The sequence below is a fragment of the Gelidibacter salicanalis genome, assembly GCF_007997285.1.
Classification (GTDB): domain Bacteria; phylum Bacteroidota; class Bacteroidia; order Flavobacteriales; family Flavobacteriaceae; genus Gelidibacter; species Gelidibacter salicanalis.
Genome location: NZ_VORX01000005.1, coordinates 194957 through 208471, shown reverse-complemented (window position 1 = coordinate 208471; position 13515 = coordinate 194957). Strand labels below are relative to the sequence as shown.

Sequence of the window (13515 nt, the reverse complement as noted above, 5' to 3'; positions counted from 1 at the left end):
ATATTTGATGTCTATTTATAAAACCAAAAGGCTGAATTAATATCATCATGCCATCCTTATCAGCCATTTAAATTCAGATCCCGCTAAAAACCGGGTTGCGCTTAACTGACATTACTTAGGGCGCTTCTCTGTTATTCTATAAGTTTAATTAAAAAATTACATGCGTTCAGGAACGTCAATACCTAATAAACCAAAAGCACTTTTAATGGTCACGGCAACTTTTCGAGACAACGCCACTCTAAAGGTTTTTTCATTTTCATTTTCAGCACCTAAAATAGACACATTCTGATAAAATGAATTGAATTCCTTTACCAAATCATAAGTGTAATTAGCAATCAGCGCCGGACTATGCTGCTCTGCCGCATTTTGCACCACTTCTGGGAACAATAAAAGCTGCTTAATCAGTTCTTTTTCCTTTTGATGCAGTTCAATTGTTGTTGCATCGAACGTAGCTTTGGCATCTGCTTTTCTTAGAATGGACTGAATTCGAGCGTAAGTATATTGTATAAATGGCCCCGTATTACCTTGAAAATCGATAGATTCCTTAGGATCAAATAAGATACGCTTTTTAGGATCTACTTTTAAGATGTAATACTTTAAGGCGCCAAGTCCGATGGATTTATAAAGTTCTTCTTTTTCTTCAGCAGAATAACCTTCCAATTTGCCTAATTCTTCCGAAATTTCCTCAGCGGTTTGTGCCATTTCCACGATTAAATCGTCCGCATCAACAACCGTCCCTTCCCTACTCTTCATTTTTCCTGAAGGCAAATCGACCATCCCATAACTTAAATGGAATAAATTCTTAGCCCAATCAAAGCCGAGTTTCTTGATAATTAAAAACAAAACCTGAAAATGGTATTCTTGCTCATTACCTACGGTGTAAACCATGCCACCTACATCAGGAAAATCTTTTACCCGCTGAATGGCTGTACCAATATCTTGGGTCATGTACACGGCAGTACCGTCTGACCTTAAAACAATTTTTTCGTCCAAGCCGTCTTCGGTCAAATCACACCAGACGGAACCATCTTCCTTCTGAAAGAATACGCCCGATTTTAAACCTTCCGCTACAAATTCCTTACCTAAAAGATAGGTTTGACTTTCGTAATAGAGATTATCAAAATCGACTCCTAAATTTTTGTATGTTTCATCAAAACCTGTATACACCCAGGCGTTCATGGTTTCCCAAAGTGAAACTGTTTCCACATCGCCTGCTTCCCATTTTTGGAGCATTTCTTGTGCTTCAGTAAGAATCGGTGCTTCCTTTTTAGCGTCGTCTTCAGTTTTTCCTTGAGTGATTAGTTCTTGAATTTCTTTTTTATATTCCTGATCAAATTTCACGTAATAATTCCCCACCAACTTATCGCCTTTTAAACCTGACGATTCTGGAGTTTCACCATCACCATAACGTTTCCAGGCCAACATACTTTTACAAATATGGATGCCTCTATCGTTAATGATCTGAGTTTTATAAACTTTTTTCCCTGAAGCTTTCAAAATTTCGGAAACACTATATCCTAATAAATTGTTGCGAATGTGTCCTAAGTGTAACGGTTTATTGGTATTTGGTGAAGAATATTCCACCATGACCGCTTTGTCATCTGCTTGAGGGGTTACAAAACCGAAGCTATCATTATCCTTTATCGTTTCGAAAACTTCTAGATAATGTGCAGGTTCAATTTCAATGTTCAAAAAGCCCTTCACCACATTAAACGATTTGATCACTTGAAGCTTCTCCATGAGATATTGGCCAATTTGCTCGCCAATTTGAACCGGATTCCCTTTAACCACACGCAGCATTGGGAATATGACTACCGTGACATCGCCAACAAATTCTTTGCGGGTAGTTTGTAATTCTACCGACTCTAAATTGGCGGCAAAAATAGCATTAACCGCATTCTTTACCTGATGTGATATGGTTTCCTGAAGATTCATCTCATGTTAAATTTAAGTGTGCAAAGATAGGGTTTTAATTAAAATTTATTGATGCTGAGATGGATTAATGTGCACAACACAAGGTCTCATAACGCAGCCAATTGGAAGAAAGGACACTTTCGATAACTTGGCTTATAAGGTGACCAATACTGTCTCATTTTTAAATGTTTATTTCTGAGCGTATTGCCATTTAAATTGAATAACCATTCTATCTAAATAATTGATTTTTAACCCGCTAATAAAAATACGGATTAGTATTTCGCGCAGATGCATTTTACGGGCGTTTGTGCCGTTATTCCTAGAATTTTACCATTCAACGAGGAAGTTATTTTTGCAAAAAAGATCAGGAGTCACTTTAACTAATTTTTTGGCATTAAGACCTAAAAATTAGCATTTGCAAACCCTTTTATCCATTTTTGGTCAAGCTATTAAATCAAGGTTCCAATTACGTTGATAAACCATATAGAATCCTTAACATTATTGTTATTGTATATTGTGAACGTGCCTCACCTCTCCCTCAAGGCAAGCTCTATCGCATCAGCATTACAATTTATAACTCATTGCATCAAAAAATGAAACAGTTACTCCTGTTAGCTGCCTTTTTTGCTGTCGTCTTTGGTCATTCCCAAACCATAGAGATAGATAGCCTTGCTGTACAATTAGCTTATCAAAAACAGGATTCCTCTAAAGTAGTTACCTCCATCCACCTCATTAAAGCGCTGTACAAAACTGAAGCATACACAAAAGCGTTGATGTATATTTCAGAAACCGAACAGCTTTCGCAATCCATCAATTACCCGAAAGGCGTGGCCGAGGCCAATTACTACAAAGCTCTTATTTATACCCATAGGAATGATTATTTCAATGCCCTTGATCATTTCAATAAATCGAGAAAAATTTACCAAGAACTTAAAGACACTTTAGGTGTTGCTAAAGTGAGCAATAGTATAGGGCTGGTCGAGATTAAAAGAGGTAATTATAGTATTGGATTGGCTAATAGCTTGTCCGCCATACGCATCTTTGAGGAACTCAATTTAAATGATGAGCTCAGTTTCGCGTATAACAATTTGGCTGAAGCCTATTACAACACTAATCAATTTGACAAAGCATTGGAGTTTAATTTAAAAACCCGAAGGATTAGGGAGCGTTTACAAGACAGTGCAGGAATAAAACAATCTACTAAAAATATTGCTCAATTATATTCCAGACGAAAGGAACACCGAAAGGCTATTGAATATTACGAAGCTGTTTTGGCCATGCTCAATCCTGAAACCGACCAAGATTTAAGAGGTGAAGTATTGCCTAGGATTGGAGAAGAATATTTAAAATTTAAAGCTTACGATAAGGCTAATGACTATTTGGTTGAGGGTCTAAAATACAATCGTGATATCAATAATAAAGAAGGCATTTTACGAGCACTCAATTCTATGGGTGCTTTAAATCTTGAGCAAAATAGAACTCGAAACGCCGAAACCCTAATTTATGAAGCTCACGAACTAGCCAAAACCGCTGGCAACAACCAGGAGCTTTTAAAAAATTACCAACTATTGATGACTTTGGATTCTACCAAAGGTAGATATCAAAATGCCTACCGTTGGCAGCGCGAATATTTCAATTTGAAACAACAATTGGAATTTGAGAACCAACCTCAACTTTCTGACAATATAGAGTCTACTGAAGCGTCTTTTGCCACTACTGATAAGGATTTACTTAGTGCGCCAACCGATGACGAATCGCCGAGCAGCACCAAACAGGTCAAAAACTTACAACTATTATCTTATGTACTTATTGTTGGTTTCCTTGGTGTGTTGACGGTTTTACTTTTGATTTATTTGAAACGTAAAAACACGATTACCTACACTCAAGAACTTGAGGAAAAGAATAAACAAATTCAACTGCAAAACGATGCGATATTGGAACAGTCCCATCATCTGGAAGAAACGAATAAAGTAAAAGACCGTTTATTTTCTATTGTTTCGCATGATTTAAAAGATTCGATTTCCTCAATAAAAGGCTTCTTAGATCTCTTAAAAGAGGACAGTATCAGCAGAGAAGAATTTAATGAATTGATACCGGAACTCAGTGAGAATGCAAATAATGCTTCTTTATTGCTATTCAATCTGTTAAATTGGTCCAAATCTCAAATGCAAAATCTTGAACCAAAGCCAGAACTGTTCAACATTCAAGACATTTTTCATAGTAAACTTAATTTAGTCGATCAGAAAATAGAACAAAAACGCATTGTCGTAATAGATGAATCGCAACGCGAATTTATTTATGCCGATAAAAGCATGGTAGAAATCATTATTCAAAATCTCATTACTAATGCTGTAAAATTTAGTCGAGTTGGCGACATTGTTACGGTTTCTAACCGCGATGTTGGCGGAAAATCTTTGATTTGTGTAGAAGATACTGGTGTAGGCATTGCCAAAGAAAATTTAGGAAAACTGTTTCAAAACAACAACTTTACCACCGTTGGCACCCAAAATGAAAAAGGTACTGGATTAGGCTTGACCATTTGTAGAGAATTAGTGGAACTTAATCAAGGCCGCATTTGGGTAGAAAGCACTCCTAACGCAGGAACGAAATTCTATGTAGAGCTTCCAAAAGTAAAAACGGAGAGTTAAAAGAAAAAAGCTTGACGTGTCGCATACAACATCAAGCTTTTATTGTTATTCATTAGTGTTCGGCAAACATATAAGTTGACAAACTCCTTTAGATCAACAGACATTACGAGTTTTTTAATATGATACCTTAATTTTTAATATCCTTTTCTACCAAGAGTGATTTGATGATTTGAATTTAAATGATCGTTGTTAGTCAGTTAGTTAGTTGCAAGCAAGTCTTTATTCTTGTCCCGATAGCAATCGGGACTAACAGCGCAGCGATCTTGATTCTTTATAGGATTATTATTATTATTATTATTATTATGCTTTTGGTAAAAAGACTTCCGCCATCATACAGCGAGCACTTCCACCTCCGCAGGTTTCTATAGTTTCTAAATTGCTAGAAAGAATGTCACAATGTGCAGTCAGTTTTTCAATTTGATGCGGCGTTAGACTCTCGTGTGCCGCTTGGCTCATCACCAAATAGCATTTACCATCAGCGCCACTGACCTGTAACATATTGCCCGCAAAATGATGCATTTGCTTTTCGGTAATGGCCACAATTTCCTTCCCATCTTCTTTAAGATGTTTCAGCACATGTTTGCGTTCCTTTTTATCGTCAATACTATCAGCACAAATAACTGCAAAAGTATCGCCTACACACATCATCACATTAGTATGGTAAATTGGTAAACGTTGGTCATCTACAGTTTGATATGCGGTAAACACAATAGGATGATAATCAAAATCTTCACAAAATTCAATAAATAAGTCTTCGTCTGCTCTTGCAGATAAGGCACAATAGGCCTTCCCGTTAACCCGGTCTAAAACAATACTTCCTGTCCCTTCCAAAAAGAAATGATCTTCTTCAGCACTGGTATAATCAATAATATTTTCAATTTCAAAACCTTCCGCTTCCAAACGGGTAAACAACTCCTCACGACGTTCTTTTCTTCGGTTTTCAGCAAACATTGGATACAAAGCAAGATCGCCATTTTCATGAAAACTCACCCAGTTATTAGGGAAGATAGAATCTGGAGTATCATTTAATTTGTCATCTTCTTCAACAATCACATTAACGCCCACAGCACGCAATCTATCCACAAAGGCATCAAACTCAGCTTGTGCTTTTTTATTGATTTCAGAGTTTTTAAGTTCTAAGTCTTCCTGAAAATAATTATTGACGGCCGTTTGTTCATTCTTCCTAAAATTCACAGGACGAATCATTAAAATTGTATTTGTGGTTTGTTGCATATTGAAGTACATTTTATGGCTGTAAAACTAGTTTAATTTCATTAATTTTGGAAGCTTAAGTGCTTTTAATTCAGCCTTAAGATTTTAAGTGTGACGTGCACATCGCACTCTGATTTTAATCGAAAAAAATTCTCCATGAAAACCTTTTTGCTCTTCTTCATTATCGGCCTAACTACCGTTGCACAAAATAAAAATACAACCTTAGATTTTTTGACGGTCTTTGAAAATAGTAACGGACTTGAAACAGGGACATATCAGGAGGTTATTAATTATTATCGGCTTTTAGCCATAACTTATCCTGAGATTAAATTGGATAGTATTGGGGAGACTGATTCCGGCAAACCACTACATATGGTTACCTACAACCCTGATGCGAATTTTAACTTTGACAAGATAAGAGTCTCTAAACAAATTATGCTGATCAATAATGGTATTCATCCAGGAGAACCGGATGGGATTGACGCCACCATGCTATTATTTAGAGATTTGGCACAAGGCAAAATCGTAAGTCCGAAGCATACGGTAGTAGTCACAATTCCTATCTACAATGTTGGGGGCAGTTTAAATAGAACCTCTACTACACGAACCAATCAAGACGGTCCGAAAGCATATGGTTTTAGAGGCAACGCCAGAAACTATGATTTGAACAGGGATTTTATAAAAGCAGACACTAAAAACGCCCGCACCTTTACCCAAATTTACCATTTGGTACAGCCAGCGGTTTTTATTGATAATCATGTAAGCAATGGTGCAGACTATCAATACACGCTCACCCATTTATTTACACAACACAATAAATTGGGTGGAGATTTAGGCCAGTATCTTCATACAGAAATGATGCCAAGTCTAGAACACCGATTAGCTGCAAAAAATTGGGACATCACACCATATGTCAATGTTTTTAATAAAGTTCCAGAAGCTGGCTTTAGTCAGTTTTATGATTCGCCACGTTACTCCACCGGTTATACTGCGCTGTTCAACACTTTGGGCATGATGGTAGAAACCCACATGCTCAAACCTTACAAACCTCGGGTAGAAGGTACCTATGAGTTGATGAAAAGTATGCTGGATATTTTAGAACGCGATCATGAAAAAATTAAAGTCTTACGAGCTCAAGCATTAACACAATTACAAGCGTCCAAAACCTATGCTTTGGCTTGGACGGTTGACACCACTAAATCGACCACATTACAGTTTAAAGGCTATGACGGCCAAATGATTCCGAGCAGCATCACCGGAAGCAACCGCTTGTATTACGACCGGAACAAGCCATTTACCAAAGCAGTCGCCTACCAAAATCAATTTATACCTACACAGGAAGTGGTGATCCCAACCGCTTATATCATTCCACAAGGATGGTGGAACGTGATCGATTTAATGAAATTGAATCATGTAGAAATGAGAATACTAGATAAGGACACTACAGTTGCAGTAGAAAGCTATACCATTGACCGCTTCCAAACCCGAAACCAAGCTTATGAAGGACACTACCAGCATTACAATACCAAAGTCAACACATTACAAACGGACATCACATTTAGAAAAGGCGATTACTATGTGCCTACACATCAGAACGCATTTCGATACCTGATGGAAACATTAGAACCAGAAGCACCAGACTCCTTTTTTAATTGGAATTTCTTTGATATGATCCTTCAGCAAAAGGAAGGCTTTTCACCTTACGCCTGGGAAGATGTAGCTGCTGACTTATTGAAAACTAATCCAATTTTAAGATTGGCGTTTGAAACTAAAAAGAAATCTGATCCTGAGTTCACAAAAAGTTGGTATACACAATTAGAATGGTTGCATAAGCAGAGTAGATATTACGAAAAAGCGCACCTACAGTATCCGGTGTATCGAGTTATGTGATGCTACTAGACTAAAATTTTAATGTTGGCGTAAGAGTTTTCCATAGCGTTTTTAATTTGCTGCGGATTGAGCCATGCCACTTTTGTAATACCCTCGTCCTCTTGCGGCTCTAGACATCCGTTATAATTGGTTTGCATTTCAAACCAATAGGTAATTTTGAGTTGGTGCCTTCCGTTACGCTTAAATATATGATAAGTCGTTTCTAATGGTGCGATTATTTTTAAACCGTTAACCTTAGTTTCCTCTTCAACTTCACGTAGGGCAGTTTCTTCAATACTTTCTTTGCCTTCAATCTTCCCTTTTGGCAAATCCCACTTATCATTTCTGTATATAAAAAGCACTTCGCCTTTTTCATTATATACTTTCCCACCACCGGCAATGACATTAGGCAGTAGTTTAAGGAAAGATTTCAACAATTTTTCTTCACTTTTACCAATTAACCGGGCGCCCTCAAGGTCAGTAGAATTGAGTTCCTTGATCACTTTTCCAATATTTACAGTACTCAACAGATAGTTTTTGAAATCTTTTTCTTTCTTAACTTTGGTGGTGAGAATAATAGGCTTGTCGTTTACAAAAACTTTATACATCTTTTCTATTATGAAAATATTGAATTTGTAAAAATATAATATTTTGATTCACAGCAGTCTTTTTGAAAAAAATTTTTCATTAATATTTTGAATTTAAAATCTATAAAATTGTTTAATTTTGTGTCATGATTTTTAATAAACAAACCGCTAAAAAAACCGCTGAACTGCTATTGCAGATTCACGCGATAAAACTTCAGCCGAATAAACCTTTTACTTGGGCTTCTGGCTGGAAATCCCCAATTTACTGTGATAACCGCATTGTGCTCTCCTACCCGCCAATTCGCAATTACGTGCGCGAAACTATGGCAAAACATATTGAGCAACACTATGGCAAACCAGATGTAATTGCAGGTGTGGCTACAGGCGCCATTGGCATAGGGGTTTTAGTTGCTGAATATTTAGGTCTTCCTTTTGTTTACGTAAGACCGGAAGCCAAAGGTCATGGTCGTCAAAACCAGATTGAAGGACACATTGAAAAAGGACAGCATGTAGTTGTGGTTGAAGATTTAATTAGTACCGGAAAAAGCAGTCTCAATGCCGTAAAAGCATTGGAAGATGCTGGTGTTAACGTTAAAGGGATGATTGCCATTTTCTCCTACGGATTTGAAGTGGCGATTAACAACTTTAAGGCAGCTGACGTTACCTTACACACTTTAAGTAATTACGAATGCCTTTTAGAACAGGCTTTAGACACCAAGTACATTACAACAAAGGAACAAGAAGTTTTGGCCGCTTGGAATGCAAATCCTAGTGAATGGAATGCTTTTTGAGTGAATATCAACTCAAATTAGTTGGTTTACACACCAAAGAACCTTCTGAAATCTAATTAGTATAAATACAACATACGATAATGAATTTACAATCACCAACAGTAACCGTTGAGAAAAACCCGCAAGAAGTATTTGAATTCTTATCAGACGTCAAAAACTTCGAACAATTAATGCCTGATAACATTAGTAAATTTGAGGTATTGGGAGAGGATAAGTTTCTTTTTGCCTTAAAAGGAATGCCAGAAATTGTTTTAAAGAAAAAAGAGGCCGTAGCCCCACACAAAATTGTTTTAGGCGCTGCTGGTGGAAAATTAGACTTTTCCTTAACTGGCGATATCCAAGAAACCGGCACTGATCAGAGCGAGGTAAAATTGACCTTTGAAGGCGATTTTAACGCGATGATGGGCATGATGATTAAAGGGCCAATCTCTAAATTTATTGAGACTTTGGTGAGCAATATGCCAAAAGCAATCAACTAATATAGCAGTGCAACTTCTTTAAAATCGAATCTTTTTATAATCTCGTCTTCTACTTTAATTAAGAGTTGTCCGTGATTTGAGATTCCAACAATATATCCAGAAAACAGCGAGCCTTCAGCATTTGTAAATGTTGAAGGTTTGTCTTTTCTAAACAATTGTGATTCATAGGAAGCTTTTAAAAAACTAAATGCTTCCTGTTTCAAGTAATTAAAATGAATTTCAATCTGTTTCAAGATCACATCCAAAACTTCATCTAGGTTATGAACCTGCCCAGAGAGTAATAATAAAGAAGACGCCGAGGGCAAAGCCGAAAAGTCAGTCTGGTTTACATTGAGTCCGATTCCTATGACGGATCCTGATATTACGTTCATTTTGATGACATTTTCAATCAAGATTCCAGCAATCTTTTTATTATCTGACAAAATGTCGTTAGGCCACTTCACCTTTACATCCTTTAAACCGAGACTATTTAGTGCTTCAAAAACCGCCAAAGACACGGCCATACTGATATAAAAATGCTGGCTTACCTCTAAAAACGAAACGTCCTTAAATACACTAAAGGTAAGGTTCTTGGCTTCCTGGGCTTCCCATATCGTACCCATTTGTCCGCGGCCTTGGGTTTGCAATTTAGCTACTAGGGCAAGTCCATCTTCGGCATGGCCTGCTACACTAAGCTTTTTTAAGTAAGTGTTGGTGGAATCAATGGCATCAAGTTTGATAATACGCATGTGCAAGCTTTTGAGATTTTATAATTTTCTTATGAGATTTTAAGGCTTAAAACAACTAAAATTATAATAACTTTGCACAAATTTAATTTAAATTAATGGCGAAAGAAAATAACAACTCAGATGAACTGATTACCACTATAATAGCTGGTATTGAAGACGTCAAAGGAAAAGAGATAAAAATACTTGATCTACGGGAGATCGAAAACACGGTTTGTGACTATTTCATTATTTGTGAAGGAAACTCAAACACACAAGTTAACGCCATTGTTAATGCAGTTCAAAAGAAAGTCAGCAAAACACTTAAAGACCATCCTTGGCATGTGGAAGGAAGTGAAAATGCTGAATGGGTTTTAATTGATTATGTTCACGTTGTCGTACATGTGTTCCAAAAACACCTCAGACAGTATTATGATATTGAAAGCCTTTGGGGGGACGCTAAAACAACCGTTATAGAAACTAGTTACTAAAAAAAGATTAATGTCAAAAGAAAATAAAAATTTAAACAAAAAACCAAAGTTAAGTCCATACTGGATTTATGGTTTGGTGATTGCTGCTTTCTTTGCGGTGCAAATATTCTCTGGTGGCTTTGGTGGGCAAGATGCTAAAACCACGACACCTTCTCAATTTTTTGAGTATTTACGAAAAGGCGATGTAGCCAAAGTAGAAATCGTAAATAATAGAGAAGCTAAAGTGTATTTGACCGATGAGGCTCTTAGTACAGACACTCATAAAGGCACAAAACCAAACAATATTCTTCCTTCAGTGACGCCTAGTCCAAACTATAGGTTTGAATTTGGTGATTTAGCATTGTTTCAGGAAGAGGTCAGATCCATTATAAATGAAAATAACTTAAACAGCACTGAAGTCACTTTTGAGACGGAACATAATGTTTGGGGAGATTTTCTATTAGGACTGTTGCCATTTGTATTAATTATTGGTGTTTGGATTTTTATTATGAGACGTATGTCTTCTGGCGGCGGTGGCGGCGCAGGCGGACAACTCTTTAACATCGGGAAATCGAAAGCAAAATTATTTGATGAAAACACTGATGTGAAGACTTCATTTAAAGACGTTGCCGGATTAGAAGGTGCTAAGGAAGAAGTTCAAGAAATTGTAGATTTCCTTAAAACACCTGAAAAATATACCTCTTTAGGTGGTAAAATACCTAAAGGCGCCCTCTTGGTTGGCCCTCCAGGAACTGGTAAAACTTTATTGGCAAAAGCAGTTGCTGGTGAAGCAAAAGTACCGTTCTTTTCACTATCCGGTTCAGACTTTGTTGAGATGTTTGTCGGTGTAGGCGCATCTCGAGTTAGAGATTTATTTAAACAAGCCAAAGAAAAGTCGCCTTCAATTATTTTTATTGATGAGATTGATGCTATTGGTCGTGCGAGAGGTAAAAATGCGATGTCCGGTTCTAATGACGAGCGTGAAAACACCCTGAATCAACTTTTAACTGAAATGGATGGTTTTGGAACCAATACAAACGTCATTGTTATAGCTGCAACCAATAGAGCCGACATTTTAGATAAAGCACTGATGCGTGCTGGTCGTTTTGACCGTCAAATTTTTGTGGACCTTCCGGATATTGTGGAGCGTAAAGAAATTTTTGAAGTGCATTTAAGACCGATTAAAAAAGCTGAGGATTTAGATATTGATTTCCTTGCAAGACAAACTCCTGGATTCTCTGGAGCGGACATCGCCAACGTCTGTAACGAAGCGGCATTAATTGCTGCGCGTAAAGGAAAAAAGGCGGTTAATAAACAAGATTTCTTAGACGCTGTAGATAGAATCATTGGTGGTCTGGAGAAAAAGAATAAAATTATCACGGTTGATGAAAAACGTGCCGTGGCTTTTCACGAAGCAGGACACGCGACAATCAGCTGGATGCTGGAACATGCAGCACCTTTGGTAAAAGTAACAATTGTACCACGTGGCCGCTCTTTAGGAGCTGCTTGGTACCTTCCTGAAGAACGCCTGATTGTAAGGACAGAGCAGATGCTTGATGAGATGTGTGCTGCCCTAGGAGGTCGTGCTGCTGAAAAAGTTATTTTTGATAAGATATCTACCGGTGCTTTGAGCGATTTGGAAAAAGTAACCAAACAAGCTCGTGCCATGGTTACAGTTTATGGGTTGAGTGAAAAAGTAGGAAATTTAACCTATTACGATTCTTCAGGACAATCTGAATACGGATTTACAAAACCTTATAGTGAGCAAACTGCCGAATTGATTGATCAAGAAATTTCTGTGATCATTGAGGAACAATATGCGCGCGCCATCAGAATTCTTGAAGAGAATAAAGATAAGTTGACAGAATTGGCTGAAGAGCTTCTTGAAAAAGAGGTCATCTTTAAGGACAATTTAGAACGTATTTTTGGACGTCGTCCATTTGAAAAAGATGTCTTGGAACACGAAAGACTTCAAAATGAGTCCAAACCTATTGCGGAAGAAATTGAGATTGCGGTAGAAGACATTAAAAACACCGACCCAATTTAATAACACCTTTAATTCAAATTCATATAAAAAACTTAAATTAATCTAATGTTAATTTAAGTTTTTTTATATTTGAGGAATTCATTATTGAAACTAGGGTAAAACCTAGGTTAATAGCACCCCCTACATGAGTCTATTTCGTAAAATTTTCGGCTTAAAAAGTACGCCAGAAGATAACATAAAAAGCGAAGAGAGAGGCAAATATATGCCTGAAATCAAGCTGCCTATAGACGAGAAATTTACTATAAATTTTAAGGCCAACGGTGGAAAGTTTCTGTATTGTGAAAATATGGAAGAAATCTACAAGACCTTAAAAAACATTCTTCAAGAAAATAATTGGGAAGACAAGAATGTCTTTTTACTTGATTCACGACTCAAAGATTTGTTCAAGGACTTTCACCTTAGAGATACAAAGAAAGCATCAGAAAGCGAATATTTTCTATCTACCTGCGAATATTTAATTGCAGATGACGGATCCTTACTCATTTCCTCCAATCAAATTGCTGAAAAAAAATTAAGAGATCTTCCTGCCAATTTCATTATCTACGCCACAACCAGTCAATTTGTTGAAAACATTGGAGAAGGCTTAAGAGGCATCAAAAACAAGAATAAAGATCGCATTCCTACCAATATCACCACCATCAAGCATTTTAAGACTTTAGAAGATAAAGACTTTCTTACTTATGGAAGTAGCTCAAAAAACCTATATTTGCTACTTCTCGAAGATTTATAATGAAATTTTTTACTTTATTTTATGTCCAGAAGTCTATATAAAAATGTATCATTTGTCATTAAAT

11 protein-coding genes are annotated in these 13515 nt (G+C 36.9%); 7 read left to right on the top strand and 4 right to left on the bottom strand.

Going from position 1 to position 13515, the window contains the following annotated elements:
- Positions 1 to 156: 156 nt before the first annotated feature.
- Positions 157 to 1935 carry an arginine--tRNA ligase gene (gene argS, locus ES711_RS11995; protein WP_146893542.1) on the bottom strand — a complete coding sequence of 593 codons (1779 nt, stop codon included), beginning with the start codon at positions 1933 to 1935 and terminating at the stop codon, positions 157 to 159.
- Between the two features lie 572 nt (positions 1936 to 2507).
- On the opposite strand from argS, the gene ES711_RS11990 reads away from it, so the two are divergent.
- Positions 2508 to 4562: an ATP-binding protein gene (locus ES711_RS11990; RefSeq protein ID WP_146893541.1), complete on the top strand. Its 2055-nt coding sequence runs from the start codon at positions 2508 to 2510 to the stop codon at positions 4560 to 4562.
- Positions 4563 to 4862: 300 nt separating this feature from the next.
- Here ES711_RS11990 and ctlX read toward each other — a convergent pair whose 3' ends face one another.
- Entirely contained in the window at positions 4863 to 5795 is a 933-nt protein-coding gene (gene ctlX / locus ES711_RS11985) for a citrulline utilization hydrolase CtlX (protein ID WP_146893540.1), read from the bottom strand.
- Between the two features lie 135 nt (positions 5796 to 5930).
- On the opposite strand from ctlX, the gene ES711_RS11980 reads away from it, so the two are divergent.
- The gene (locus ES711_RS11980) at positions 5931 to 7664 is read left to right on the top strand and encodes a M14 family metallopeptidase (protein WP_146893539.1); all 1734 of its coding nucleotides are present in this window, start codon (positions 5931 to 5933) and stop codon (positions 7662 to 7664) included.
- Positions 7665 to 7669: 5 nt separating this feature from the next.
- Here ES711_RS11980 and ES711_RS11975 read toward each other — a convergent pair whose 3' ends face one another.
- Entirely contained in the window at positions 7670 to 8251 is a 582-nt protein-coding gene (locus tag ES711_RS11975) for an NUDIX hydrolase (RefSeq protein ID WP_146893538.1), read from the bottom strand.
- Positions 8252 to 8376: 125 nt separating this feature from the next.
- Here ES711_RS11975 and pyrE point away from each other — a divergent pair, with 125 nt between their 5' ends.
- Both pyrE and ES711_RS11965 read left to right on the top strand, forming a co-directional pair.
- Positions 8377 to 9021, top strand: coding sequence for an orotate phosphoribosyltransferase (gene pyrE / locus ES711_RS11970; protein ID WP_146893537.1), 645 nt, complete (start codon positions 8377 to 8379; stop codon positions 9019 to 9021).
- A gap of 80 nt (positions 9022 to 9101) precedes the next feature.
- Positions 9102 to 9500 carry an SRPBCC family protein gene (locus tag ES711_RS11965; protein ID WP_146893536.1) on the top strand — a complete coding sequence of 133 codons (399 nt, stop codon included), beginning with the start codon at positions 9102 to 9104 and terminating at the stop codon, positions 9498 to 9500.
- Here the strand turns inward: ES711_RS11965 and ES711_RS11960 are convergent.
- Positions 9497 to 10228, bottom strand: a complete 732-nt coding sequence (locus tag ES711_RS11960) for a biotin--[acetyl-CoA-carboxylase] ligase (RefSeq protein WP_146893535.1) — start codon at positions 10226 to 10228, stop codon at positions 9497 to 9499. The two genes, ES711_RS11965 and ES711_RS11960, sit on opposite strands and share 4 nt — an antisense overlap.
- Before the next feature lie 95 nt (positions 10229 to 10323).
- On the opposite strand from ES711_RS11960, the gene rsfS reads away from it, so the two are divergent.
- From rsfS to ES711_RS11945, 3 genes are all read left to right on the top strand, one after another.
- On the top strand, positions 10324 to 10695 hold the full coding sequence (rsfS, locus tag ES711_RS11955) for a ribosome silencing factor (protein ID WP_146893534.1): 372 nt from the start codon (positions 10324 to 10326) through the stop codon (positions 10693 to 10695).
- 10 nt (positions 10696 to 10705) lie between these two features.
- Positions 10706 to 12721 carry an ATP-dependent zinc metalloprotease FtsH gene (ftsH, locus tag ES711_RS11950; RefSeq protein WP_146893533.1) on the top strand — a complete coding sequence of 672 codons (2016 nt, stop codon included), beginning with the start codon at positions 10706 to 10708 and terminating at the stop codon, positions 12719 to 12721.
- Between the two features lie 124 nt (positions 12722 to 12845).
- A complete protein-coding gene (locus ES711_RS11945) occupies positions 12846 to 13451 on the top strand; it encodes an LUD domain-containing protein (protein WP_146893532.1) in 606 nt (201 codons plus the stop codon).
- Positions 13452 to 13515: the final 64 nt, after the last annotated feature.